The organism is Streptomyces sp. NPDC002499 (assembly GCF_053595415.1).
Genome location: NZ_JBSFXO010000005.1, coordinates 83,005 through 107,403 on the forward strand (window position 1 = coordinate 83,005; position 24,399 = coordinate 107,403).

Genomic DNA, 24,399 nt, shown 5'->3' on the forward strand with positions numbered 1-24,399 from the left:
TGCGTTACGACTGGGCAAAATGGCTGTAGCTGCCACGTACATGGAGTGCGGGCGGGCCGTGGGGCGGTTCGCCGGACTGCCGAAGGGCCTGTGGTCCGGGCATGCCGAAGGGCCTCCCGCACCACGGATGGCGGAAGGCCCTTCGGTTCGTTCGGTTGCTGCGGTCCAAGCCGTTGTCCGGCGGCCGGGGCGGGTCAGGAGGCCTTGGCCTCGGACTTCTCCGGCTCGGCCGCGGCGGCGGGCCGCGGAGCGGGCTTGGCGGCCTCGTAGAACTCCTCGCGGGGGTTCTCCATGGCGCCGAGGGCGACGACCTCGCGCTTGAGGAACATGCCCAGGGTCCAGTCGGCGAAGACGCGGATCTTGCGGTTCCAGGTCGGCATGGCCAGACCGTGGTAGCCGCGGTGCATGTACCAGGCGAGACGGCCCTTGACCTTGATCTTCACCTTGCCCATGACGATCATCGCGACGCCCTTGTGGAGGCCGAGACCGGCCACCGCACCCTTGTTGGCGTGCGAGTAGTCCTTCTGCGGGAAGCCCCGCAGGCCGGACATCACGTTGTCACCGAGGACCTTGGCCTGACGCAGCGCGTGCTGGGCGTTCGGCGGGCACCAGGCGTTCTCGACACCGGCCTTGCGGGCGGCGATGTCGGGGACCTGGGCGTTGTCGCCGGCGGCCCAGATGTAGTCGGTGCCCTGGACCTGGAGGGTCGGGGCGCAGTCGACGTGACCACGGGGGCCGAGCGGCAGGCCGTAGCGGGCCAGCGCCGGGTTCGGCTTCACACCGGCGGTCCACACGACGGTGTTGGAGTCGACCTCGAGTCCGTTCTTCAGCACGACGTGCCCGTCGACGCAGGAGTCCATCGAGGTGGAGAGGTAGATCTCCACACCGCGGCTCTCCAGGTGCTCCTTGCCGTACTGGCCGAGCTTGGGGCCGACCTCGGGCAGGATCTTGTCCGCGGCGTCGACGAGGATGAAGCGCATGTCCTCGCGGGACACGTTCTTGTAGTACTTGGCCGCGTCGCGGGCCAGGTCCTCGACCTCACCGATGGTCTCCGCACCGGCGAACCCGCCGCCGATGAAGACGAAGGTGAGCGCCTTGCGGCGGATCTCCTCGTCGGTGGTGGAGTCGGCCTTGTCCAGCTGCTCGAGCACGTGGTTGCGCAGGCCGATGGCCTCCTCGATGCCCTTCATGCCGATGCCCTGCTCGGCGAGGCCGGGGATCGGGAAGGTCCGGGAGACCGCGCCGAGCGCGATCACCAGGTAGTCGAAGGGCAGCTCGTACGCCTCACCGACGAGGGGGGCGATCGAGGCGACCTTGCGGTCCTGGTCGATGCTGGTGACCCGGCCGGTGAGAACCTCCGCCTTCGGCAGCACGCGTCGCAACGGGACGACGACGTGGCGCGGGGAGATGTTGCCGGCGGCGGTTTCGGGGAGGAAGGGCTGGTAGGTCATGTACGACCGGGGGTCGACGACCGTGACGGTCGCCTCGCCGTAGCGCATCTTCTTGAGAATGCGCCGAGCTGCGTACAGGCCTACGTACCCACCGCCTACTACGAGGATCCTGGGACGCTCCGTGGTGCTCATGCCATCGAGTATCCACCTGCCTCAGGGGGGTAGCTCGTGCGCCCCTTCACAAGCTTGTGGAGGGTGTGTGCTATTCTCCGCGGCCGCCATGATCCAGGTCACCCCGCCAGGACGGAACCCTCGCCCGGTACGACCCGTTGTCAATGCCGTGTGAGCTGCCGCTCTGAGTCTCCGACGGCCCCGCCGCCCCCTCTCCGGCCGCCCCGCCGACACACCCCCGACACCCCCTCGACACACACTCCTGAACACGTTCAACACCCCACCGGGCCCCCGGAAGGGCCAACCGGCCCCTTTTCCTGCTCCGACAGGGCCGAATTCCTTGTGAAGAACTTCACGAACTTTCCCGGCGGGGGGTCACGGAGGGAGGCCCTGAGGGCTCTTTGATGGCTCTCCGGGCTGCTCATCGGGGGTGCCGGATGCTCAGTGGAGTGCGGTTCGGCTCCACCGCCCTAGCACTGCACGACCAGCCGAACCCGGTCGAAGCGGGATGCCGTCAGGTCCTCGTGACGGATCAGCCAGTAGAGGGTGCCCGCGTCCCCCCACTCCATCTCCGCGTCGGTGTCGCTGTCGAACTGGGCGAGGACGACCCAGCGGGCGGCTTCCTCGTCCAGGAGGGGGTCGCCCCAGGTGTGTTGGCCCGGGCCGAGGTGCGCGTCCGCGATCTCGTACTCCACCGGGCCCTGCACGGGGACGGCGTGGCCGCCTATCTGGTGACCCATGTGGCCGCGCAGGCGTTCGAACGCGCGGCGGAACGAGCGGAGTTCGACGGGGGTCTCGCGGAAGTGATCCGGCCACTCTCCACCGTCACCGAGCAGCGCCTGCCGGGCCTGGGGCAGCCAGAGATCGGGAGCGCTCAGCTCCGTCTCCGCGACGAGGGGCGTACGCGGGTAAGGATCCAGCTCCTTCGGTACATCCGCCGGACGGACCGGTGTGCCTTCCGGGACGTACAGGACCTGGGCCCCGACCCACGACTCGGGGTCGTCCACGGAGACGAACGGCCCCTCGTCGCCGTCGGCCTCACCGTCGTACTCGAAGTAGAAGAAGAGCAGGGTGCCGTCCTGGGGGAAGCCGGTCGTCAGGGCCTCGCGCGGTAGTGCCGCGCAGCGCACCGACGCGACGAAGGACAGCGGGCCGTGGCCCGGCCACTCGGGCCAGGCCGTCCCGGGCGGCAGCTCCGGCGTGCCGCCGAGGACGGCGACGGGCTGCTCGTCGGGCGCGGCCGGGTGCAGGCGGGCGCACGGACGCAGGAGGGCCGTCCATCGGTCGGCGAGGTCGGCGGAGAGGTGATCGGCCGCCAGGCGGGCGTATCGCTCATCGGTCATGACGACCATGGTCCCGGTCGGCACTGACATCCATGCCGCCGGGACCCACGGCCGGTGATACGACGGCCCGGTTCAGTCCCTCTGCGCGCCGGCCTCGGACTCCCCTGCCGCCAGGAACGCGATCCCGTCCAGAATGTCGTGTTCGCTCACCACGACCTCCGTCGCCCCGGTCCGCTCCATGATCGAGAGCAGCACGAGGGCGCCCGCCCCGATGACGTCGACCCGGCCCGGGTGCATGGAGGGGATGGTCGCGCGTTCGGCGTGGGTGGAGGTCAGCAGGGACTCCGTGATCTCGCGGACGCGGTCGTAGGAGACACGGGAGTGGTGGATGGCCTGCGAGTCGTACTCGGGGAGGTTCTGGGCGATGGCCGAGATCGTCGTGACCGAGCCGGCCAGGCCGACCAGGGTGCGGGCCTCGCGCAGGGGGACCGTCCGCTCGGCGAGGTCCAGGGCGGCCTCGATGTCCGCCCGCATCGCCGTGATCTGGTCCGGAGTGGGCGGGTCCGTCACCGCGCCGTCGTGGACGAGGTGGCGCTCGGTCATGCGGACGCAGCCGATGTCCACGGAGCGGGCCGCGCGGACCCGGTCGTCGCCGACCACGAACTCCGTCGAGCCACCGCCGATGTCCACGACCAGGTAGGGCTTGGCGAGGTCGTCGCGGCCGGCGAGTTCCGCGGTCGCGCCCGTGAAGGAGAGCGCCGCCTCCTGGTCGCCGGAGACCACCTCGGGCTCGACGCCGAGGATGTCGAGGACCCCGCGCACGAAGTCGTCCCGGTTGGCGGCGTCCCGCGTGGCCGACGTCGCCACGAACCGCAGTCGGTCGGCGCCGTGCTCCTTGATGACCGCCGCGTAGTCACGGCAGGCCGCGAAGGTGCGCTCCAGCGCTTCGGGGGCGAGCCGTCCGGTGCGGTCCACGCCCTGGCCGAGCCGCACGATGGTCATGCGCCGGTCCAGGTCGACCAGTTCACCGGTCTCCGGGTTGACGTCCGCGACGAGGAGCCGGATGGAGTTCGTACCGCAGTCGATGGCGGCGACGCGGGTCACCGGCCGTCCTCCTCGACGGGCTTGAACGCGAAGTACCCGCTGCCGTCCTCGCTCGTCTCCGTCTGCCAGCCCTCGCCCGTCGGCGGCCCGGGCACGGTGACACACGGACCCTTCCGCCACCACTCCGGCAGCATCGCGATCGCCTCGTCCCCCAGCGGGTTCACACCGGGGCCCGCGGCCAGGGAGTGCCCCACCAGGACGTGCAGGCACTTCACCCGGTCCGGCATGCCGCCCGCGCTCGGGAAGCCCTCCAGGACCTCGATGGCGTCGCGGCGGGCGATGTAGTCCTCGTGGGCGGCGCGATACGCGGCGGCCAGTTCGGGGTCCGTCTCCAGACGGGCCGTCATCTCCTTCATGACGCCGTTCGCCTCCAGCGTGCCGATCGCCGAGGCGGCGCGCGGGCACGTCAGGTAGTACGTCGTCGGGAAGGGCGTGCCGTCGGGGAGGCGGGGGGCCGTCTCCACCACGTCGGGCTGACCGCACGGGCAACGGTGGGCGATGGCGCGCAGCCCGCGCGGCGGACGGCCGAGCTGCTGCTCGAAGGCCGCCACGTCCGCGTCGGTGGGCTCGGTGCGCGGGGTGGTCGGCGGAGGGGTTTCCACTGCGGAATGTCTCTCTGGTCAGGTCACTGGTCGGAGGCGTCGGACTTGTCGACCCCGTCCCAGACGTTCGAGTACCAGGGGCGGTCGGCCGCCCCCAGGTCGGCGCGCGACTGCTTGGTCAGGTCCGGGTCGATCACGACGTAACCGGTCTCCCCGGGCATGACGTAGTGCAGCCGCTGCCGGATCTGCTGCTCGGCGTACGCGTCGTCCTGCCAGCGCGCCTTGAGGTCGCGCAGCTGCTCGACCCGCTCCTTGGCCTGCTGCCTCTGCCGCTGCAGATCAGCGACCTCGGCGCGCTGGGAGACGTACTGCCTTATCGGGTAGGCGAGCGCCACGACCAGCGTGCAGACGACGAGCGCGAGCAGGGCCGCGCGGCCGGTGAGCCGGGAGCGGCGGGCCTGGCGCTTGGTCTGCGAGCGGTAGACCCGCGCGGCGGTCTGCTCGCCGAGCAGCCGGATCCGGGTGGTGGTGGAGAAACGGTCCCGGTCCTTGACGGCCATGTCTCCGCCTCCCCTTTCACACGCGCGTACGTCCCCGCACACGGTACGGGACCGAGTACGGGGACGTACGTACGACTGGCTCGGGCTTGACCCTGTACGGCGCAGCCCTTGCCCTTGGCTCTGCGGATCAGCCCTTGAAGCGCGGGAACGCGGAGCGCCCCGCGTACACCGCCGCGTCGTCGAGGATCTCCTCGATGCGCAGCAGCTGGTTGTACTTGGCGACGCGCTCGGAGCGGGCCGGGGCGCCGGTCTTGATCTGGCCGCAGTTGGTGGCGACGGCGAGGTCGGCGATGGTGACGTCCTCGGTCTCGCCGGAGCGGTGGGACATCATGCACTTGAAGCCGTTGCGCTGGGCCAGCTCGACGGCGTCCAGGGTCTCGGTGAGCGAGCCGATCTGGTTCACCTTGACGAGCAGCGCGTTGGCCGCGCCGTCCTCGATGCCGCGGGCCAGACGCTCCGGGTTGGTGACGAACAGGTCGTCGCCGACGATCTGCACCTTGTCGCCGAGGCGGTCGGTGAGGACCTTCCAGCCGGCCCAGTCGTCCTCGTACAGCGGGTCCTCGACGGAGACGAGCGGGTAGGCCGCCACGAGCTCCTCGTAGTACTCGGTCATCTCGGCGGCCGAGCGGGACTTGCCCTCGAACTCGTACTTGCCGTCCTTGTAGAACTCGGACGCGGCGACGTCGAGCGCGAGCGCGATCTGCTCGCCGGGGATGTAACCGGCCTGCTTGATGGCCTCGAGGATGAGGTCGAGCGCGGCACGGTTGGAGTCCAGGTTCGGGGCGAAGCCGCCCTCGTCGCCGAGGCCGGTGGACAGGCCCTTGCTCTTCAGGACCTTCTTGAGGGTGTGGTAGACCTCGGCGCCCCAGCGCAGCGCCTCGGAGAAGGACTCCGCGCCGATCGGGGCGATCATGAACTCCTGGATGTCCACGTTCGAGTCGGCGTGCGACCCGCCGTTCAGGATGTTCATCATCGGAACGGGCAGCAGGTGCGCGTTCGGGCCGCCCAGGTAGCGGAAGAGGGGGAGGTCGGAGGCCTCGGAGGCGGCGTGCGCGACGGCGAGGGAGACGCCGAGGATGGCGTTGGCGCCGAGCGAGCCCTTGTTGTCGGTGGCGTCCAGGTCGAACATCGCCTGGTCGATCAGGCGCTGCTCGGTGGCGTCGTAGCCGACCAGCTCCGGGCCGATCTGCTCGATGACGGCGAGGACGGCCTTCTCGACACCCTTGCCCTGGTAGCGGTTGGGGTCACCGTCACGCAGCTCGATGGCCTCGAAGGCGCCCGTGGAGGCGCCGGAGGGGACGGCGGCACGACCCGTGCTGCCGTCGTCGAGGCCGACCTCGACCTCGACCGTGGGGTTGCCTCGGGAGTCCAGGATTTCCCGGGCTACGACGACGTCGATGGACGGCACGAGCATCTCCTTCTTCAATGTGACGCGGCTACGCGGGCCGCGATGGCTCTGCGGGACCGAGCCTAACCGTCCCGGGACGAACAGCCAGCCGATGGGCCGCCCCTTGGACAGAACCGAGAGTAAATTGTTTCCGAACGGAACAAAGCAGGCGGGCAAAAAGAACCCCGCCCCGGTGCGTACGGGGGAACACGCACCGGAGCGGGGAGCCCGTGGGGACGGGGGAGGCCCTCACGTGACCTCCATGGTGGGGGACACGTCTGTCAGGCCGCTGTGGTTCGGCTACCAGGTCTCTGTCACTTGAGGTGCAGCTGCTGACCCGGGTAGATCAGGTCGGCGTCCTCGACGATGTCCTTGTTCAGCTTGAACAGCTTCTCCCAGCCGCCCTTGACCTTGTGCTTCTCGGCGATCGTGCTGAGGGTGTCGCCCTTGACGACCTTGTACTCGCCGTCGCCCTTCTTGACCTTCTTGCCGGTCGGGGTGGTGACGGTCTTCTTCGCGGCCGGACGGTCGGCGGAGCGGGAGGTGCTCGTCGAGTCGTTCGAGCGGGTGCCGGCGTCGCTGCTCGAAGAGCTGGACGAGTTCGAGGAGCTGGAGGAGCTCGACGAGCTGCCGCCGTTGTACGCGGCACCGGACAGGCCCGTGCCGCAGACCGGCCAGGCACCCTTGCCCTGGGAGGCCAGCACCTTCTCGGCGACGGTGATCTGCTGCGCCTTGCTGGCCTGGTTGGCCTGCGACGCGTACTGGGTACCGCCGTAGGCGGCCCACGTGGAGGCGGAGAACTGCAGACCGCCGTAGTAGCCGTTGCCGGTGTTGATGGACCAGTTGCCGCCGGACTCGCAGCTGGCGACCGTGTCCCACTCGGACGCGGTGGCGGCGGAGGCGTTGCCGGCCGCCATGAGCGGGGCGGCGATGGCGACACCGGTCACGCCGGCGAGCGTGGCGACGCGGGTGGCCTTGGACGGACGGCGGTGCTTGCCCTTGCTGGAAAACAGCATGCGGAGATCCCCTCACCGACGCCTGCGAGGTGAGCTGTCGGGTTCGGGCCGTGTGAGTTGCCCGGCCGCGCGCCTCTCGGCGCACGACTTCACCCCAAGCCGGTCCGGCACTGTCTGCCGGGCCCGGCACTTACCTGGGTCCCCCGCTCCTGCCTACGGCGCTGTGAAGCGACGACTGTTCCCTACGGCCGCTGGCAGGATTCGGCGTTGCGGCATTCGGGGTCCGTGTTGACGAACGGTGATGACCGTAGACACGGATTCCGCGGAAACTCAAAGACGATCAGGGCATCTGAGAGTCATCCCACACTTTCACCAAACCGGACATTCAGTCCGAAGACCGTCGTTAACTCCCGTCGCTTTTCGCCCCGTTCAGCCCCTGTCCGCCCCTATTCGCCAGGAAGCCTCAGGGTCTGACCGGCCGCGATGTCGTTCGGGTCGGCGCCGATGGCCTGCTTGTTCTCGGCGTAGAGCGCCCGCCACCCGCCGTCCAGGCCAAGGGAGTCGGCGATGGAGGCGAGAGTGTCACCGCCATGGACGGTGTACGACCCCTGCGCGGACCCTTCTGTGTCACTGGCGACCGTGTTCTCGTCGGCACTGGCGCCACGATGCTTGCCGGAGCCGACCGCGCCGGTGTCGACCAGGCTCCAAGAGCCCACGGCCTGCTCGGACTTGTCCGAGTCGTCACCCTTCGCCCGATCTGTCGACGAGCTGTCGCTTCCCTGTGAACCGCTCGCGGTCGGCTCGGACGGGGAGTCGGAGGGCGAGAGGTAATCGTCCGATTCGTCAGAGTTGGTCGAGGAATCGGACGAAGAGTCAGGCGAGGCCGACGGTGACGTGGACGAGTCCGTCGAGGACGAGTCGTCGGACGTACCGCCGGGCGTGTTGGACAGGCCGGTGGAGCCGGAACCGTCCGAGGAGTCCGAGGAGGAGTCGGACGAGTCGTCCAGGATCCCGGTGTCGATGTCGGCCGACCCGTCGTCCTTCGACAGCCCCGTGGTCAGCCCGCAGGTGTGGAACGCGCCCACGCCCTGGTCGTCCAGGATCTTCTCGGCGACGGCTATCTGCTGGTTGCGGCTGGCCAGGTCGGGGCGCGAGGCGTAGTCGAGACCGCCGTACTGCTCCCAGTCGTCCTGCGAGAGCTTGAGCCCGCCGTAGAAACCGGTCCCGTCGTTCTGGCTCCAGGAGCCGCCGGTCTCGCAGTTCGCCACCTTGTCCCAGGTGGTGCCGTCGGCAGCGCTGGCGCTCACCGCGCCGAGAAGCGGGATGGCGATGGCGGAGCCCGTCACGCCGGCCGCGACGAGGAGGGCCGGAGCCTGGCGGGGGCGACGGTGACGACCGTTCCCGGAGAGCATGCGGGGGCCTTTCAGAAGAGAGCGGTGACGAGTGCGACGCGTGGTGCTGGGCACCGCACTTGAACGGTGAACGTATAGGCAGTCCATTGCTTGTCACAAGTTAATGCCGCGTAGATCACGTGAAGATCACAGAGTTGAATGCGTGTCACGTTTGTGCAGGTGGACACGTGCACCTGCGCGGTGACGATCCGGTCACCCGGGTGGCGTGAACTCGACGGGCAGCGTGCGCAGTCCGCGCATGATGAGTCCCCCGCGCCATCTCAACTCGGCCGGATCCGCGGCGAGTCGGAGGTCCGGCAGCCGGGTCAGCAGCGTGGCCAGCGCGGTCTGCCCCTCCAGTCGGGCGAGCGGCGCGCCGAGGCAGTAGTGGATGCCGTGGCCGTACCCCAGATGCTGGTTGTCCCGGCGGGAGAGGTCGAGGGTGTCCGGCTCGGTGAACCGCTCCGGATCCCGGTCCGCCGCCGCGAGGACGACGAGAACGGGGTCGCCGGCCGCGATGTCCTGCCCGCCCACGGTGAGGGGTTGCGTGGCGAACCGCCAGGTCGCCAGCTCCACCGGGCCGTCGTAGCGCAGGAGTTCCTCCACGCCGGTCGCCAACAGACCGCGTTCGCCGGCGGCCAGGGAGTCCTGGAGGCGGGTGCGCTGCTCGGGGTGGGTGAGCAGGGCGTAGGTGCCGTTGCCGATCAGGTTGACGGTGGTCTCGAAGCCGGCGAAGAGCAGGATGAACGCCATTGCCGCGGCCTCGTTCTCGGTGAGGTGCTCGCCCTCGTCCGAGGCGCGGATGAGGCCGGAGATGAGGTCCTCGCCGGGCGCGGGCTCGGCCGGCAGGGCCGCGCGCTTCTTGTGAATGAGGTCGAGGAGATACCCACGCATCTTCTTCACGGACCGCGCGACCCCGCCCCGCGGCCCTCCCCCGTGCCGGATCATCATCCCCGCCCAGTCCCGGAAGTCGTCCTGGTCCTCGCGCGGGACGCCGAGCAGGTCGCAGATCGCGTAGATGGGGAGCGGGAAGGCGAACTCGTGGATGAGGTCCGCGGAGCCCTTCTCGGCGAACCGGTCGAGGAGGTCGTCGGCGAGTTCCTGGACGCGGGGGGTGAACTCGGCGACCCGGCGGGGCGTGAACGCCTTGCTGACCAGCCGACGCAGCCGGGTGTGGTCCGGCGGGTCGATGTTGAGCAGATGGGTCGTCAACTCGGCGTTGCGCTCACCGGGGATACCCGTCTTGCCCTTGGCGTGGGCGGGTTCGTCGTGATGCGCCGGGTTCTTGGAGAGCCGCGGCTCGGCGAGGGCCTGCTTGGCATCGGCGTAACGGGTCACCAGCCATGCCTCCACGCCGCTGGGCAACCGCGTGCGGTGCACGGGCGCGTGCTCCCGGAGCCAGGCGTAGGCGGGGTAGGGGTCGGTGGCGAACTCCCAGGTGAAGAGGTCGGGTTGGGTGGTCGACACGTGGGGTCGGTCCGGCTGGTCGGTCACTCCTCGTCGTCCCCCTTGTCCGCGTCCGCGTCCGCGTCCGAGACCTCTTCCTGCCGTCCCGACGCCTCCACGTCCCGCACCGCGTCCCGGTACGCGCGTGCCGCAGCTCGCAGGGCCGCCTCCGGGTCGACGCCGTCCGCCTCGGCGCGGACCGCCAGCGTGAGCAGTTCGTACCCGATGCCGTCCGCAGCGGGCAGCGGGACCTCCAGGCCCGCCGTGCGGACGCGGGACGCCAGTTTCGAGGCGAGGGCGAGGCTCGGCTGGCCGAGGGGGATGCCGTCCGTCACCGAGGTGCGCCGCTTCTCCGTGGCCTTCGTGCGCAGCCAGTGCTCCGCGACCTCCTCGGGCGTGGAGGCCGTCTCGTCGCCGAAGACGTGCGGGTGGCGGTGGATGAGCTTGGTGACGATGCCGGCGGCCACGTCGTCGACGGAGAAGGGGGTCTCCGGGTCCTCCTCGGCGATCCGCGCGTGGAAGACGACCTGGAGCAGGACGTCCCCGAGCTCCTCGCGCAGCTCGTCCCGGTCGCCGTCCTCGATCGCCTCGACGAGTTCGTAGGCCTCCTCGATGGCGTACTTCGCCAGGCCCTTGTGCGTCTGCCGGGAGGTCCAGGGGCACTCGGCGCGGACGCGGTCCATGACCTGGACGAGGTCGAGGAGACGGGCGCCCGGCAGGTCGTAGGAGGCGGGGAGCAGCTCGAGGTCGGGCATGTGGACGCGGCCGGAGCCGGCGAGCCGGGCGAGGCCGTCGGTGAGGGCCGGTTCGCCCTCGCCGGTGGCGACGACGACCACGGTCCGCCCACCGGCGCACGCGTCGACCAGCTCCTCGGCACTCGGGGACACCTCGTCGACCGCTGTTCCGGCCTCACGCAGATACGGCAGCTGCGGGTGGGCGCCGTCCGCGCACAGCACCCGGTCGGCGGCGTGCAGGGCCTGCCAGGCGGGCCAGGACAGGAGGCCGGGCGCGACGCGGTGGCTGGTGGTGAGGAGGACGATGCGGCCGGGGGCCGGGGGCGTGCCCGGGGCCTGGTCGGAAGCGGCGTCGAAGCTGGTTGCGTTCACGGTTCGAAGCTAACGCACCGCGACGACGGTCTCCGCGAGATATCCACAGGGCGGGAGGGATCATCGGATCATCAGCCGACGAGGCGGCGCCTGTCGACGCCGCCGTACCGTTCCTTCTGCTTCTGCCCGTTGTTCACCGGCCGCCGCTCAACGCCCCCGGCTCACGCCGTCCCCTGCGTCGCCGGTGCCGTCACCTCGCGTACCCACGGAGTCTTCGCGTCGACGCGGCTGCTCTTCTGGACGTCCCAGGTGCCGTAGCGCGGGTTGAGGTCGACGTGGAGTTCCTTGGACGCCTTGGACAGGGCGTTCCAGAAGGCCGGCTTGCTGGTGTCGGTGCCGAGGGCCTGGGCGAGTTTCTGGGCCTCCAGCTGGAGGCGGAGGTTGTCGTCGAGGCGGGCCGGGGCGACGCCGTACTGCTGCAGCCAGGCCGTCTCCAGCGCCTTGGAGCCGCCGACCTGCTGTTCCAGGCCGGTGCGCATCTGCTGGATCTCGTGCCGGGAGACGGTGACGTCCTCGTCCTGGGCGGCGCGGTGCAGCACCCGGTCCAGGACCATGCCGTGCAGGGTGTCGCGGGTGAGGCTGCCGGTCTGCGCGACCGCCTGCTTGTACTGGGCGTCGTCCGACACGGCCGCGCGCTGCGCCGAGCGCACCTCGCCCACCCGGTTCTCCAATTGCGCGACGGTGATCCGCTGGCCGCCGACGACGGCCGCGGCGCCGGGATGCGCGTCGCTCCCGCAGGCGGTGAGGAGCGGGGCCGCGGCGATCACGGCGGTGAACAGGAGCGCGGTGCGACGGCGGCGGTGCAAGGAAGCCTCCCGAGGAGATTGTGCGACGGTGCACAAAGTCTTGCGGTGATCGATGGTAGGCAGTGGGTCGGCTGTGGCCAACCCATTCGACCAACGATTCACCAGGACTTCGGGCACCGCCGCGCCCGACGGGCTCTGTGGGGACCGGCCCGAGAGGGTCGGGATCAGCCCGTGATGGCCACCGGGCCGTCCCACGCGTCGCGGTCCACGGTGATCGTGTAACCGCCGCGCGTCTCCTTGCTGTTGACCATGTACTGGTGACCGCGGCTGTGCCCGGTGAACTGGCTCGCCCCGAACGGCCAGTCCTTGGTGGTGGTGTTCTGCTTGTCCCACAGGGCGTACCAGAGGTTGCCCGGCAGGTCCGTCTTGTCGGTGGCGTTGGCGATCGCCTTCGCGCTGGAGCTGGTGAAGCCGTAGTAGCCGGCGCGGTACGTCTTCGCGTGCAGGGTCTTGTCGAAGGAGCGCACATAGGTGAGCACGGCGTCGTTGCACGCCTTGTTGGTGATGTCGTACGACTCCATGTCCAGGAAGATCGGGCTGCCGGCCTTCATGCCGAGCGCCGACGCCTTGGCGACCGCGTCCGTCGCGTCCTTGGTGCCCAGGGAGGCGGCGGTGGCGGCGGTGAGCTTCTCGGGGCTGGAGCCGGTCTGGCAGGACGGCTGGGCGCCCACGTAGAGGGGGATGAGTTTCCAGCCGACCGCGCTGACCGACTTCACCCAGGACGCGGTGAGGTTCGCTTGGGCGCAGCCTCGGTTCTTGCCGCCGATGTAGACGGCGGCGGCGCCGTAGAGGCCGCCCTTCCAGGCCTTCATCGCGGAGAGGGAGGGCGCGGCGCAGGTGTCGAAGGCCCGGCCGGTGTACGTCTTCTGCGCGGGCCAGGTCGTGGCGGCCATGGAGCTCTGCGCGGCGAGTCCGGCCCCCGCGACGACGGCTGTGCCGGCGACGGCCCACGTGATGTATCTGCGCTTCCTGGACTGCCGATGGCCGGCCATGAATACCCCACCCCTGGTTGTGCGTCGGCGCCCTCTTTAAAGAGGAGGGCGCTCCGTCTGGCGAACTGCTTGGCGAACTGTCTGGCGAAAAACGAACCGCAACCTATCCCGCGACGCCCAAGTGTTCGGGAAACCCCGCCCCTTGAGGAACACAAGTCTCTCCCCGTGCAGGGCAAAAACTAGCCGCGCACCTGCCCCAGCCACTCCAGCGTCCGCCGGATGTCCACCGCGAGCGGGTGTCCGGGGCCGCGCAGCCGCTCCACGTCGTGCAGGAGGCGCGCGAGCGTGTCGTGGGCGGCGCCGCGGTCGCCGAGGGCGAGCAGGAGGTGGCCGATGCGCCGGCGCACGTCGTGGGCCAACTCCGGGTCGCCGGCGACGTACTGGTTCTCGTAGTACGGCAGCAGCGCGCGGTACTCGGCGAGTGCCGCCGCCGGTTCGCCGAGCGACTCCAGGCACTGGGCGGCCTCGTAGCGGAACCGGAGCGACTGGGGGTCGGCGTGGCCGGCCTCGGTGGCGCGTTCGTCGGCGAGGCGGCGCAGTTCGGGCAGCGCGCGCCGGAACTGGCCGTCGTCCATGAGGGTGGCCGCGTACTGCTTGCGCAGGGTGCGGACGACCGGGGAGTGCTCGCCGTGCTGTTCGGCCGCCGTGGGCAGGATCGCGCCGAGGATGTCGACGGCCTGGGTGATGCGGCCCTCGCCCAGCAGGCGTTTGACCTCGTCGACGGCCCGCGCCACGTCGGGCTTCTCGGCGCCGGACGAGGCGACCGGGGCGGGCTGGGGCGCGGGCGTGCGCGCGCGGTCCGGCCAGGGGGCGTGCGGGCGCAGGAACGGACGTGTGGGGTCCAGCGGCGCCCCCGAGGGCATCCCGCGCGCGGGCAGCAGCGGCGCCAGCTGCTCGTACACCTCCTGCGCGGACGCGGGCCGGTGCTGCGGGTCCTTGGCGAGCAGGCGCAGGACGAGGGCTTCGAGCGGCTCCGGCACCTCGGGGCGGACCCGGCGCACGGGCAGCGGGGGCTCGTACAGGTGCCGGTGGAGCACGCCGAGGGCGGTGGAGCCGGCGAACGGGACGTCGCCGCTGAGGAGTTCGTGCAGCACCACACCGAGCGCGTACAGGTCGGTGTACGGGCCGACCGCGCCGCCCATCGCCTGCTCGGGCGCCATGTAGGCGGGCGAGCCGATGGGGGTGCCGGTGTGGGTGAGGCGGGTGGTGTCGGCGTCCATGACGGAGGCGACGCCGAGGTCGAGCACGGTGACCGTGCCGTCCTGCTTCACCATCACGTTGCGCGGCTTGAGGTCGCGGTGGACGATCGGGACGGCGTGCACGGCGCTCAGCACCGCGCACAGTTGCGCGGCGACGGTGACCGCCCACTGCCACGGGTACGGGTCGTGCTCGGCGAGGTGGTCGGAGAGGTCGGCGCCGTCGATGTACTGCATGACGAGGAACAGCTCCTCGCCCTCGCTGCCCGCGTCGTGCACCGTGACCAGGCCGGGGTGGTCGACCTGCGCGGTCACCCGGCACTCGCGCACGAACCGGCGGCGCAGTTCGTCGGCGTCCTGGCCCGCGACCTTGTCGGGGCGCAGCAGCTTCACCGCCACGCGCCGGTCGAGCCGTTGGTCGTAGGCCGTCCAGACCTGGCCCATGCCGCCCTGTCCGATGAGCGTGGACAGGGCGTAGCGGGAGGCGACGACCCGGCCTTCCGCCGCGGTCACCTTCCGCCCTCGTGGTTCCCGTCCTGGTGGCCGTCGTGCCTGCGCAGGTAGTCGCTGAGTTCGTCGAGTTCGGCGCGCACCTGGTCGATGCGGGCGGGCGCGGGGCGCTGGGGCGGGGGCGGCGGTACCGGGGTGTGCTGCGGCGGGGTGTGGTGCTGGGGCGGCTGCGGCATCTGGGTCTGGTGCAGGGGCGGCTGCGGCACGGGCGTGGTGCCGAACGGCGTCGTGGGCTGCGGATAGCCGTACCCGGACTGCACGGTGGGGCCCTGGGGCGGGTAGCCGTACCCGGGCTGCCGCTGCTGCTGGTGGAACCTGATGTCCGCCACGAGGAAGTAGACGCTGCTGAACAGGCCCAGGAGGATCACCGCCCCCATGGCGATGTCGGTCCTGTGGTCGCTCTCCGGCAGCGAGCCGACCACGGCGAAACAGCCGATGGACACCGGCAGGCTCGCCCAGGCCAGCGCCCAGTCGACCTTCCGCCCGCGCAGGAAGGCCACCCGGAACAGCGGAACACAGGCGAGGATCCCGCAGCAGAGAGTGCCGATCGCGGCGAACATCACACGCAGAGTGACGACGTTGCTGTCGCTGCGGGCGGGCGGCACCGCGCCGTGGCCGTACATGACTGCTCCCGGGCCCGTAATCGATGTGGGGTTCGAGCGTATAGGCCCACACCGACATGCGGTCCGGGTTGTACCGAACCGTTGTCGTGCTGATCAATTCATACGACCACGTCCCGGCCCGGCGCTTCGGTCCGGCACTCGGCCCGGCGGCTCAGTCCGGCGCCACCGTCCCGTCCGTCAACCCGTCGTACATCCCGCGCACGAGCTGCTCCCCCAGCCGGCCCGCGTTCCTGAGCGCCCGGTCGAAGTCGTCGAGGGCGCGGAACCGCGCGCCGTAGCGCCGCTGTTCGTCCAGCGGGAGCCGGGGCAGCTGGAGCCGGCGCACGTCCAGCCGCGTGGCCGTGGACGCGTAGCTGCTGGCCTGGCGGTTGTTGGCGGTGCCGCGCAGGAAGCCCGCGAGGAACCACGGGTCGAGCGCCGCCGGATCGGGGCGCAGGAGCACGAGGTTGCGCCCCAGGGCGGCGCCCCGCGTCACGTCGTCGACCACGCGCGCCACCGAGCCCCCGCCGAGCACCGGCAGCACCACGTCGCCCGGCTCCGTCAGCACCGCCTCCTCGTCGCTCTCGGGCAGCGTCCCGGAGGGTGCCGTGCCGGCGAGGACGTCGTGGTCGGTGAGGACGGGCACGCGCGCGTGGCCACCGTTTCCGCCGCTGCGCATCACCACGGCTCCCCCGCGCGCGAGTTCACCGACGGTGGTCAGCGGCCAGCGCGCGAGCCGCGCCGCCTCCGTGGGCGGCGGGGTGAGGTCGGCGGTCAACCGGAGGGTCTCGCCGAGGCGTTCGCGTACGGCGGTGAGCGCGTCGGCGCCGTCCGCCGCGGTCGGGGGCGGGAGGTGGCGGGCCGGGGCCAGGTCGACGTCGTCGTCGAGGAGTTCGATGACCGGCAGCGCGCGGGCCACACCCGGACGTTCCTGGAGGGTGCCGGCCAGGTCGAAGGCCCGCCAGGCGTCCAGGACGGCGTCGCGCACCTCCCGCCAGTCGGGCCCGCCGCGTCCCTCGCCGGCGTACTGCCCGGTGTCGACGAGCAACACCTCCGGCTGCACGGGCGCCTTCCCGGGCCGCCGCAGCACCCACAGGTGGAGCGGGATGTTGTACGGGGGTGCCGCGCCGATCGGCAGGGCGATCACGGCACGCAGCGCGCCGCGGCGCAGCAGGTCGGCGCGGATGCGGCGGCCCGAGCGGCGGGAGGCGGTGGCCGGCGGCATCAGCAGGACGGCGGTGCCGCCGTCGGCGAGCCGGGCCACCGCGTGCTGCACCCAGGCCAGCTCGGACTCGTTGCGGGCCGGGAAGCCGTACTCCCAGCGGGCGTCGTAGGCGAGTTCGTCGTGGCCCCAGTTGCGCTCGTTGAACGGCGGGTGGCACAGGACCGCGTCGGCGCGCAGGTCGGGGTAGGCGTCGGCGCGCAGGGTGTCACCGGCGGCGGCGCGCACGGTGACGCGCGCCTGCAGCGCGAGCCGCAGCGCCGTGAGCGCGGCGAGTTCGGGTGCGCTGTCCTGGGCGTACAGCTCCTGGGCGGGGCCGGTGCCGACGGCGCGCAGCAGGGCGCCGGTGCCGCAGGCGGGGTCGAGGAGGGTGCGGGCGGGGCCGGCCAACTCGACCATGAGGGCGGCGAGTTCGCCGGGGGTGAGCGTGTACTGGCGCGGGTTGGCGTCGAGGTGCCGGCCGAGCAGGAACTCGAAGGTGTCCCTGGCCCCCGTCTCCGCGGCCAGCTCGGCGACACCGCGCAAAAGAGGGGCGGAGGGGAGGAGTTCGGGGCCGGTGGGGGTGTGCACGGCACCCTTCACGGAAACCCCCTTCGCCGAAGCGCCCTTCGCACCCCCCGCCTCGAACCTCGGCACCAGCACCCCCTCCAGTGCCCCCGGCAGCATCGCCGCGAGCCGCTCGTCCGAGCCCGCGCTCGCCTCCAGCCACACCGTGGGGCGGTCGTGGAGGAGCAGCAAGGCGCAACCGGCGTGGGTGAGGGCGGTGAGGGGACCCTCCGGGTGGCCGGCGAGCTGCTGCCAGACGCGCTCCCGCAGCGGGACCTCGGCGAGTTTGCCCTGCTTGCGCAGCCACGCCTCGACCTCGGCGAGCGCGAAGGACGGACTGGTCTCCGAGCCGCCGACCGGTTTGGGGAAGTCGGCGTGGCGGCGGCGCCAGTTGCTGACGGCGGCACGGCCGACGCCGGCGAGCCGGGCGATCCCGGCGGCGGTCACCTCAGTCGCGTTGTCCTGCACCGGGCGGCTCCCCCTCGTGGCTTCACCTGCGCGTCCGCACCCCGCGTTCGCGTGTGATCCCGAGCATAGCGACGAATGCTGCATCCATCGGTTCACGGACGTGTACTCATCCGAAGACGTGAATCGTGTTGACTCGGTTCACAAGCTTTGGTCTCATTGACGCAGCGAACCGTAACTCCGGGGGGAATCCACATGTCTCGCAAGGCGCTTACCGCTCTCGTCCTCGCCACCGCCGCCACCGCGGCACTCACCGCCTGCCAGTCCGGCAAGGACACGGTGGACGGCAAGAGCAGCTCGGCCCCCAAGGCCGGCAAGACCACCAAGCCCGCCGACCCCTTCGCCGGTCTCAGCGCTCTGGAGATCGCCGACCGCTCGATGAAGGCCACCACCGGCGCCTCGTCGGTGCACCTGAAGGGCGACGTCGAGGACGAGGACGCCGGCGGCAGGATCCACGTCGACATGTCACTCAGCACGAAGAACGAGTGCACGGGCACCTTCGGCATGGGCACTTCGGGCGGCATGGAGCTGATCAAGACCGGCGACACCATCTACATGAAGTACGACGAGGCATTCCTGCGCGAGCAGAGCAAGACCGAGTCCAAGGAGACCGTCGACGAGATGGTCTCGATGCTGGGCGGGAAGTGGGCCAAGACCTCCGCCACGGGCGCGGACTCCGAGGACATCGCGGGCTTCTGCGACCTGGACACGGTGCTCGAAGGTGCCGAGGACGCCGGTTCGGGCGGCAGCGCCTCGCCGGACGCCACCGCCACCGCCGCCTCCAGCGCGACCCGCGCCGGCACGGCCGAGGTCGACGGCGCGAAGGCGGTCGTACTGAAACTGAAGGACGGCAAGGACCGGTACACGCTGTACGTCGCCGCCGAGGGCAAGCCGTATCTGCTCCGGATGGTCAGCACCGGCAAGGACACCGGCACGCTCACCTTCGGCGACTACGACAAGCCGCTCACCGTGACCAAGCCCACGGGAGAGATCCTGGACCTGGACGCGCTGGGCTCACAGACCACCTGACGATCCGTCACAAACCGTGCCGCACCCACACGTTGGGCTCGACGTACGCCGCGTACCCGCGCTCCGGCTCGCAGTGCACCGGCACCAGCGCGCCCGGCACCTCCACGTCGCCCCGGGTGTCGAAGGGCAGCCCGGTCCACTCGCGCCACTGCTCCAGGGAACCGGAGACGGTCATCGAGGCCGGGGCCACGCGCTCGATCGTGGCGCCGGCCCGGGCGTGGACGCGCAGCCAGGGGTCGTGGGGCAGCCCGTCGGACCGCACGCGACGGGCGTACTCCTCGATGGGGGTGTGCGGTTCGAGGTGTTTGGCGCTGGGGCGGACCGGGGCGACGACCTCGGTGAAGCCGTGGGCGCGGGCGGTGTCGCGCAGCGCGGAGAGCATCCGGGCGGACAGCCCGCGGCCCTGGACGCTCGGGGCGACGACGATCGCGATCGCGCTGACCGTGTCGGGGCGGACGCCGTGGCGCAGGTCGGAGAAGGCCCACAGGAGGACCTGGTCCCAGCCACGGGCGGGCAGTTCGCCGGGCCCCTCGGTGCCGCCGCGGTCCTCGGTGCGCAGCGCGAAGGGGACGCTGTAGGCGTAGGCGACGACCTCGCCGCGTTCGTCCTCGGCGGCGAGGGTGTACTCCGCGAAGTCGACGGCGAGGCGCCCGTAGCAGGCGTCGCCCACGCCGTCGTGGCGGACGAACTCCGGCCAGCTGTCGGCCATCGCGTAGACCTTCCGGACCAGGTCGGGGCGCTCGGCGAGGCTGGACACCTTCAGCTCCATACGGTCACCGTAGGCGCGGGGCCCGTCCCCGGAAACCTATTTGTACACCCTTGGCGCCGAGCGAACCCGCCGGGAACCGGCGCTCACCGCACCCGAACCGTCCCCTCAGCCCGAGGTGAACCGCGCGGGCGCCTCCGTCGGGTTGCCCCCGGACGGCAGCTTCTGCCCCGAGCACGTGCTGAGCACCTTCTCCATCGCGGACTTCTCGGCGGCCGTCACCCACAGCTCGTACTTCTTCTTCACGGCGACCTGCGCGGCGACGTACGTGCAGCGGTAGGACTTGTTGGGCGGCAGCCAGGTGGCCGCGTCGCCGTCGCCCTTGGAACGGTTGGTGGAGGAGTCGACCGCTATGAGGTTCAGCGGGTCGTTGGCGAGGGCTATGCGCTTGCGGCTGTCCCAGTACTTGGCGCCCTTCTGCCAGGCGTCGGACAGAGGCACGACGTGGTCGATGTCGACCAGGCTGCGCCCGCGCTGGTAGACGACGTGCTTGCCGGAGTAGGGGTCCTTCTCCAGGACGCCGTACGACACCTTGCAGTCGCCGTCGCTGAACTTCACGTCCGCCAGGTCCCGTTTGAGGATGTCGTCGCGGGTGTCGCAGCTGTTGGAGTCGGTGTCCGCCCAGGCGCTGCCGAACCTGTCCCGGTCGTAACCGGTCTTGGGCGCACGCCCCTTGACGGTCAGTGCCTTCGCGGCCGTGAGCGCGGCACCGCCGCCCCCGCCACCACCGCCCGCGTCGCTGCCCGTGGACTGTTCCGGTCCCGGGGCTCCGGTCGTCATGTCCTTGCACCCGGCCAGGCCGCCCATACCGATCACCAGCACGGCGACAGCCGCGGTCCCGCCCCTCAGACGCCTCACAGTGCGCCCCTCCCCTTCGACCTCGCTCCGCAAGGAGCGTCCCGACCCTGCAACAGGCGTCTTCCCACTACTTGTTGGTGCACACCGTAGCGAGCGGGCGCACAGGGTCGTTCGGGAGGTCCAGACCATTTGTGTCCACAGTGTGCGCTTCGCACATTTCGGACGTATCGTCGACGGTGAGTCACCTCCGGAAGGAGCTCTGGATGGGCATCCTCGACAGGTTCAGGAGCAACCGCCAGGCGCAGGACAAGGCCAAGGACATGTCCGACATGGCGGAGAAGAAGGTCAACGAGAAGACCGGCAACAAGTACGAGAGCCAGGTCGACCAAGGGCAGCAGAAGATCGAGGGCGCCCTCGGCATGGACCGCGACAGGCCCGACCAGCCGTAGGCCGGCAGGCCCACGGAGGAGTCGCAGAGCCGACCGGAGGCCGCCCGCGGGACGTTCGTCCCCGCGGGCGGCCTCCGCTTGTTACGCCGACGGCTTCCGGTACGGCTCAGGCGACCGGCCTACGACCCCAGGATCGACGTCAGGAACTCGCCCACCCAGCCGAGCAACTCCCGCCCGACCAACGGCTTTCCGCCGATCTTCGCCGTCTTCGGCCGCGGCACCAGCACCTGGTGGGCCGTCGGCTTGATGACGGTCCCGGGGTACAGGCGCTTGAGGCGCAGTTCCTGGGACTCGCGCAACTCCACCGGTGCGAAGCGGATGTTGGTGCCCTGAAGGACGATCTCCCCGACGCCGCACGCGCGGGCGAGCATGCGCAGGCCGGCCACCAGGAGCAGGTTCTCCACGGGCTCGGGCAACTTGCCGTAGCGGTCGGTGAGTTCCTCGCGTACGGACTTGATGTCCTCCTCCGTGGTGGCGGAGGCGATGGAGCGGTAGGCCTGGAGGCGCAGGCGCTCGCCGGGGGCGTAGTCGTGCGGGACGTGCGCGTCGACCGGGAGCTCGATCTTGACCTCCAGGAACGGCTCCTCCTCGACCCCGCCCTCCAGGGAGGCGCGGTAGTCCGCGACCGCCTCGCCGACCATGCGGACGTACAGGTCGAAGCCGACGCCCGCGATGTGCCCGGACTGCTCGCCGCCCAACAGGTTGCCCGCGCCCCGGATCTCGAGGTCCTTCATGGCCACGTACATGCCCGCGCCCATCTCGGTGTGCTGGGCGATGGTGGCGAGCCGCTCGTGCGCGGTCTCGGTCAGCGGCTTCTCCGGCGGATACAGGAAGTAGGCGTACCCGCGCTCGCGGCCGCGGCCCACCCGGCCGCGCAGCTGGTGGAGTTGGGAGAGGCCGAAGTTGTCGCCGCGCTCCACGATCAGGGTGTTGGCGTTGGAGATGTCGATGCCGGACTCGACGATCGTGGTCGAGACGAGGACGTCGTACCGCTTCTCCCAGAAGTCGACGACGACCTGTTCGAGGGCCGTCTCCGACATCTGGCCGTGGGCGGTGGCGATCCGCGCCTCGGGGATGATCTCGCGCAGCCGGGCGGCGGCGCGGTCGATGGACTCGACGCGGTTGTGGATGTAGAAGACCTGGCCCTCGCGCAGGAGTTCACGGCGGACGGCCGCGCCGATCTGCTTCTCCTCGTAGGGGCCGACGAAGGTGAGGACCGGGTGGCGCTCCTCGGGCGGGGTGGTGATCGTGGACATCTCGCGGATGCCGGTCACCGCCATCTCCAGGGTCCTGGGGATGGGGGTGGCGGACATCGTCAGTACGTCGACGTTGGCGCGCAGCTTCTTCAGCTGCTCCTTGTGCTCGACGCCGAAGCGCTGTTCCTCGTCGACGATGACCAGGCCCAGGTCCTTGAACTTGGTCTCGGAGGAGAACAGCCGGTGGGTGCCGATGACGACGTCCACCGAGCCCTCGCGCAGGCCCTCCAGGGTCGCCTTCGCCTCGGTGTCGGTCTGGAAGCGGGACAACGCCCGTACGTTGACCGGGAATTGGGAGTAGCGCTCGGAGAAGGTCCCGAAGTGCTGCTGCACCAGCAGGGTGGTGGGGACGAGGACGGCGACCTGCTTGCCGTCCTGGACGGCCTTGAAGGCGGCGCGGACCGCGATCTCGGTCTTGCCGTAGCCGACGTCGCCGCAGATCAGGCGGTCCATCGGGACCGACTTCTCCATGTCGTCCTTGACCTCGGCGATGGTGGTCAGCTGGTCGGGCGTCTCCACATAGGGGAAGGCGTCCTCCAGCTCGCGCTGCCAGGGCGTGTCCGGGCCGAAGGTGTGTCCGGGGGCGGCCATGCGGGCGCTGTAGAGCTTGATCAGGTCGGCCGCGATCTCCTTGACGGCCTTCTTGGCGCGCGCCTTGGTCTTGGTCCAGTCGGCGCCGCCGAGGCGGTGCAGGGTGGGGGCCTCGCCGCCGACGTACTTGGTGATCTGTTCCAGCTGGTCGGTGGGGATGTAGAGGCGGTCGCCGGGCTGGCCGCGCTTGGCGGGCGCGTACTCCACCACCAGGTACTCGCGGGTGGCGCTCTGGACGGTCCGCTGGACCATCTCGATGTAGCGGCCGACGCCGTGCTGCTCGTGGACGATGTAGTCGCCGGCCTCCAGGCTGAGCGGGTCGATCGTCTTGCGGCGGCGGGCCGGCATCCTCGTGCCGTCCTTGCCGGCCGCCTTCTGGCCGGACAGGTCGGTCTCGGTGAGCACGGCGAGTCTCAGCGCCGGGTCGACGAAGCCGTAGTCGATCGAGCCGCACGCCACGTGCACGACGGACGGCTCCAGGTCCGTGAGCCCGGTGCTGTCGAGGCGGGCCGCGATGCCCTCGCCGCCGAGCACCTCGACCGTGCGGGCGGCGGGGCCGTGCGCCTCGGTCACGTAGACCGTGCGCCAGCCGTCGGCGAGCCAGCCCTTGGTGTCGGCAAGCGCCTTGGCGGTGTCGCCACGGTAGGTCTCGGGCGCGTGCATGCCGAGCTTGAGGGTGTCCGCGTCGAGCTCTTCGTCGGCGGCGAAGGGGGAGACGGACCACCACATGATGTCCAGCTCGCGCGCCCGGTCCCGGACGTCCGCGATGGACCACAGGGAGGCCGCGCCGACGTCGATCGGGGCCTCGCCGCCACCGGCGGTGGCCGCCCAGGAGGCCTGGAGGAACTCCTGCGAGGTCGCGACGAGATCGGCGGCACGCGTGCGTACCCGCTCCGGGTCGCACACGACGGCCATGGCGCCCTTGGGCAGCACGTCGAGCAGCAGCTCCATGTCGTCGACGAGGACCGGGGCGAGGGACTCCATGCCCTCCACGGCGATGCCCTCGGCGATCTTGCCGAGCAGTTCGCCCAGCTCGGGGTGCTGTTCGGCGAGGGCACGCGCGCGCGTGCGGACGTCTTCCGTCAACAGGAGTTCACGGCAGGGCGGGGCCCACAGTCCGTGCGCGGCGACTTCGAGGGACCGCTGGTCGGCGACCTTGAAGTAGCGGATCTCCTCGACGTCGTCGCCCCAGAACTCGATGCGCAGGGGGTGTTCCTCGGTGGGCGGGAAGACGTCCAGGATTCCACCGCGTACGGCGAACTCGCCGCGCTTCTCGACCAGCTCCACGCGCGCGTAGGCGGCGGCGCCGAGAGCGTCGACGATCGCGTTCAGATCGGCGGTCTGCCCCGTCCGCAGGGCGACCGGCTCCAGCTCTCCCAGCCCCTTGACCTGCGGTTGCAGCACGGACCGTACCGGCGCGACGACGACCGACACCGGGCCCGTCTCGGGGTCGTCGGGCCGGGGGTGGGTCAGCCGGCGCAGGACGGCGAGGCGACGGCCCACGGTGTCGCTGCGCGGGCTGAGCCGCTCGTGCGGGAGCGTCTCCCAGGACGGGTACTCCACCACCCCGTCGGCCGGCAGCAGCGACCGCAGGGCGGCCGCGAGATCCTCCGCCTCACGCCCCGTCGCGGTCACCGCCAGCACCGGGCGGCCGGTCTCCCGGGCCAGGGCGGCGACGGCCAGCGGCCGGGCCGCGGGCGGACCGACCAGGTCGACGTGCATGCGGTTGCCGCCGGCGGCCGCCGCGATCGCTTCCGCGAGAGCGGTGTCCTTGACAACAGCATCGAGCAGACCGTGCAGGCTCATGAAGGAGTGCTTCCGTCCGGGGGTGGTC

Annotated in this window: 20 protein-coding genes and 1 riboswitch; of the genes, 2 read left to right on the forward strand and 18 right to left on the reverse strand. The window is 70.9% G+C overall.

Annotation, left to right across the window (positions count from 1 at the left end; genetic code table 11):
- Window positions 1-194 precede the first annotated feature (194 nt).
- The 15 genes from ACWD5F_RS14460 to ACWD5F_RS14530 all read right to left on the reverse strand — a co-directional run bounded on the left by ACWD5F_RS14460 (window position 195) and on the right by ACWD5F_RS14530 (window position 17,679).
- A complete protein-coding gene (locus tag ACWD5F_RS14460; RefSeq protein WP_451254259.1) occupies window positions 195-1,583 on the reverse strand; it encodes an NAD(P)/FAD-dependent oxidoreductase in 1,389 nt (462 codons plus the stop codon).
- Between the two features lie 449 nt (window positions 1,584-2,032).
- Window positions 2,033-2,905, reverse strand: a complete 873-nt coding sequence (locus ACWD5F_RS14465) for a YwqG family protein (RefSeq protein ID WP_451254261.1) — start codon at window positions 2,903-2,905, stop codon at window positions 2,033-2,035.
- A gap of 72 nt (window positions 2,906-2,977) precedes the next feature.
- Entirely contained in the window at window positions 2,978-3,949 is a 972-nt protein-coding gene (locus ACWD5F_RS14470) for a Ppx/GppA phosphatase family protein (RefSeq protein WP_451254263.1), read from the reverse strand.
- Complete coding sequence (locus ACWD5F_RS14475; protein ID WP_451254265.1) at window positions 3,946-4,551, reverse strand: DUF501 domain-containing protein; 606 nt, start codon at window positions 4,549-4,551, stop codon at window positions 3,946-3,948. Before ACWD5F_RS14475 ends, ACWD5F_RS14470 begins: the two co-directional genes overlap by 4 nt.
- A 23-nt stretch (window positions 4,552-4,574) precedes the next feature.
- The gene (locus ACWD5F_RS14480; RefSeq protein WP_401716719.1) at window positions 4,575-5,051 is read right to left on the reverse strand and encodes an FtsB family cell division protein; all 477 of its coding nucleotides are present in this window, start codon (window positions 5,049-5,051) and stop codon (window positions 4,575-4,577) included.
- A gap of 127 nt (window positions 5,052-5,178) precedes the next feature.
- Complete coding sequence (eno, locus tag ACWD5F_RS14485; RefSeq protein WP_402358258.1) at window positions 5,179-6,465, reverse strand: phosphopyruvate hydratase; 1,287 nt, start codon at window positions 6,463-6,465, stop codon at window positions 5,179-5,181.
- A gap of 287 nt (window positions 6,466-6,752) precedes the next feature.
- Window positions 6,753-7,454, reverse strand: coding sequence for a transglycosylase family protein (locus ACWD5F_RS14490; protein WP_451254268.1), 702 nt, complete (start codon window positions 7,452-7,454; stop codon window positions 6,753-6,755).
- Window positions 7,455-7,458: 4 nt separating this feature from the next.
- Window positions 7,459-7,625, reverse strand: a riboswitch (cyclic di-AMP (ydaO/yuaA leader).
- 215 nt (window positions 7,626-7,840) lie between these two features.
- Window positions 7,841-8,806, reverse strand: coding sequence for a transglycosylase family protein (locus tag ACWD5F_RS14495; protein WP_451254270.1), 966 nt, complete (start codon window positions 8,804-8,806; stop codon window positions 7,841-7,843).
- A gap of 192 nt (window positions 8,807-8,998) precedes the next feature.
- Window positions 8,999-10,279 (reverse strand): cytochrome P450 family protein, encoded by a 1,281-nt coding sequence (locus ACWD5F_RS14500; protein WP_451254272.1) that lies wholly within the window; start codon window positions 10,277-10,279, stop codon window positions 8,999-9,001.
- A complete protein-coding gene (locus ACWD5F_RS14505) occupies window positions 10,276-11,337 on the reverse strand; it encodes a nucleoside triphosphate pyrophosphohydrolase (RefSeq protein ID WP_451254274.1) in 1,062 nt (353 codons plus the stop codon). Before ACWD5F_RS14505 ends, ACWD5F_RS14500 begins: the two co-directional genes overlap by 4 nt.
- Window positions 11,338-11,498: 161 nt before the next feature.
- Window positions 11,499-12,143, reverse strand: a complete 645-nt coding sequence (locus tag ACWD5F_RS14510; protein ID WP_451254276.1) for a SurA N-terminal domain-containing protein — start codon at window positions 12,141-12,143, stop codon at window positions 11,499-11,501.
- Window positions 12,144-12,307: 164 nt separating this feature from the next.
- Window positions 12,308-13,135 carry a glycoside hydrolase domain-containing protein gene (locus ACWD5F_RS14515; RefSeq protein WP_401716697.1) on the reverse strand — a complete coding sequence of 276 codons (828 nt, stop codon included), beginning with the start codon at window positions 13,133-13,135 and terminating at the stop codon, window positions 12,308-12,310.
- Window positions 13,136-13,314: 179 nt separating this feature from the next.
- Complete coding sequence (locus ACWD5F_RS14520) at window positions 13,315-14,802, reverse strand: serine/threonine-protein kinase (protein ID WP_401717014.1); 1,488 nt, start codon at window positions 14,800-14,802, stop codon at window positions 13,315-13,317.
- A gap of 38 nt (window positions 14,803-14,840) precedes the next feature.
- Entirely contained in the window at window positions 14,841-15,464 is a 624-nt protein-coding gene (locus ACWD5F_RS14525) for a hypothetical protein (protein ID WP_451254278.1), read from the reverse strand.
- A 151-nt stretch (window positions 15,465-15,615) separates the two neighbouring features.
- The gene (locus ACWD5F_RS14530) at window positions 15,616-17,679 is read right to left on the reverse strand and encodes an N-6 DNA methylase (protein WP_451254280.1); all 2,064 of its coding nucleotides are present in this window, start codon (window positions 17,677-17,679) and stop codon (window positions 15,616-15,618) included.
- A gap of 192 nt (window positions 17,680-17,871) precedes the next feature.
- Between ACWD5F_RS14530 and ACWD5F_RS14535 the strand changes: the two genes are divergently transcribed.
- Entirely contained in the window at window positions 17,872-18,705 is an 834-nt protein-coding gene (locus ACWD5F_RS14535) for a hypothetical protein (RefSeq protein WP_451254282.1), read from the forward strand.
- Window positions 18,706-18,712: 7 nt separating this feature from the next.
- Here ACWD5F_RS14535 and ACWD5F_RS14540 read toward each other — a convergent pair whose 3' ends face one another.
- Window positions 18,713-19,474 (reverse strand): GNAT family N-acetyltransferase, encoded by a 762-nt coding sequence (locus ACWD5F_RS14540; protein ID WP_451254284.1) that lies wholly within the window; start codon window positions 19,472-19,474, stop codon window positions 18,713-18,715.
- 105 nt (window positions 19,475-19,579) lie between these two features.
- Window positions 19,580-20,278 (reverse strand): HNH endonuclease family protein, encoded by a 699-nt coding sequence (locus ACWD5F_RS14545; RefSeq protein WP_451255089.1) that lies wholly within the window; start codon window positions 20,276-20,278, stop codon window positions 19,580-19,582.
- 254 nt (window positions 20,279-20,532) lie between these two features.
- On the opposite strand from ACWD5F_RS14545, the gene ACWD5F_RS14550 reads away from it, so the two are divergent.
- Complete coding sequence (locus ACWD5F_RS14550; protein ID WP_451254286.1) at window positions 20,533-20,718, forward strand: antitoxin; 186 nt, start codon at window positions 20,533-20,535, stop codon at window positions 20,716-20,718.
- Between the two features lie 119 nt (window positions 20,719-20,837).
- Here ACWD5F_RS14550 and mfd read toward each other — a convergent pair whose 3' ends face one another.
- Window positions 20,838-24,371 carry a transcription-repair coupling factor gene (gene mfd / locus ACWD5F_RS14555; RefSeq protein ID WP_451254288.1) on the reverse strand — a complete coding sequence of 1,178 codons (3,534 nt, stop codon included), beginning with the start codon at window positions 24,369-24,371 and terminating at the stop codon, window positions 20,838-20,840.
- Window positions 24,372-24,399: the final 28 nt, after the last annotated feature.

Coding starts and splice junctions, on each gene's coding strand:
- ACWD5F_RS14525 (WP_451254278.1), bottom strand. CDS start 15,464: ATGTACGGCCACGGCGCGGTGCCGCCCGCCCGCAGCGACAGCAACGTC.
- ACWD5F_RS14515 (WP_401716697.1), bottom strand. CDS start 13,135: ATGGCCGGCCATCGGCAGTCCAGGAAGCGCAGATACATCACGTGGGCC.
- ACWD5F_RS14545 (WP_451255089.1), bottom strand. CDS start 20,278: ATGGGCGGCCTGGCCGGGTGCAAGGACATGACGACCGGAGCCCCGGGA.
- mfd (WP_451254288.1), bottom strand. CDS start 24,371: ATGAGCCTGCACGGTCTGCTCGATGCTGTTGTCAAGGACACCGCTCTC.
- ACWD5F_RS14550 (WP_451254286.1), top strand. CDS start 20,533: ATGGGCATCCTCGACAGGTTCAGGAGCAACCGCCAGGCGCAGGACAAG.
- ACWD5F_RS14460 (WP_451254259.1), bottom strand. CDS start 1,583: ATGAGCACCACGGAGCGTCCCAGGATCCTCGTAGTAGGCGGTGGGTAC.
- ACWD5F_RS14495 (WP_451254270.1), bottom strand. CDS start 8,806: ATGCTCTCCGGGAACGGTCGTCACCGTCGCCCCCGCCAGGCTCCGGCC.
- ACWD5F_RS14465 (WP_451254261.1), bottom strand. CDS start 2,905: ATGACCGATGAGCGATACGCCCGCCTGGCGGCCGATCACCTCTCCGCC.
- ACWD5F_RS14480 (WP_401716719.1), bottom strand. CDS start 5,051: ATGGCCGTCAAGGACCGGGACCGTTTCTCCACCACCACCCGGATCCGG.
- ACWD5F_RS14540 (WP_451254284.1), bottom strand. CDS start 19,474: ATGGAGCTGAAGGTGTCCAGCCTCGCCGAGCGCCCCGACCTGGTCCGG.
- ACWD5F_RS14490 (WP_451254268.1), bottom strand. CDS start 7,454: ATGCTGTTTTCCAGCAAGGGCAAGCACCGCCGTCCGTCCAAGGCCACC.
- eno (WP_402358258.1), bottom strand. CDS start 6,465: ATGCTCGTGCCGTCCATCGACGTCGTCGTAGCCCGGGAAATCCTGGAC.
- ACWD5F_RS14535 (WP_451254282.1), top strand. CDS start 17,872: ATGTCTCGCAAGGCGCTTACCGCTCTCGTCCTCGCCACCGCCGCCACC.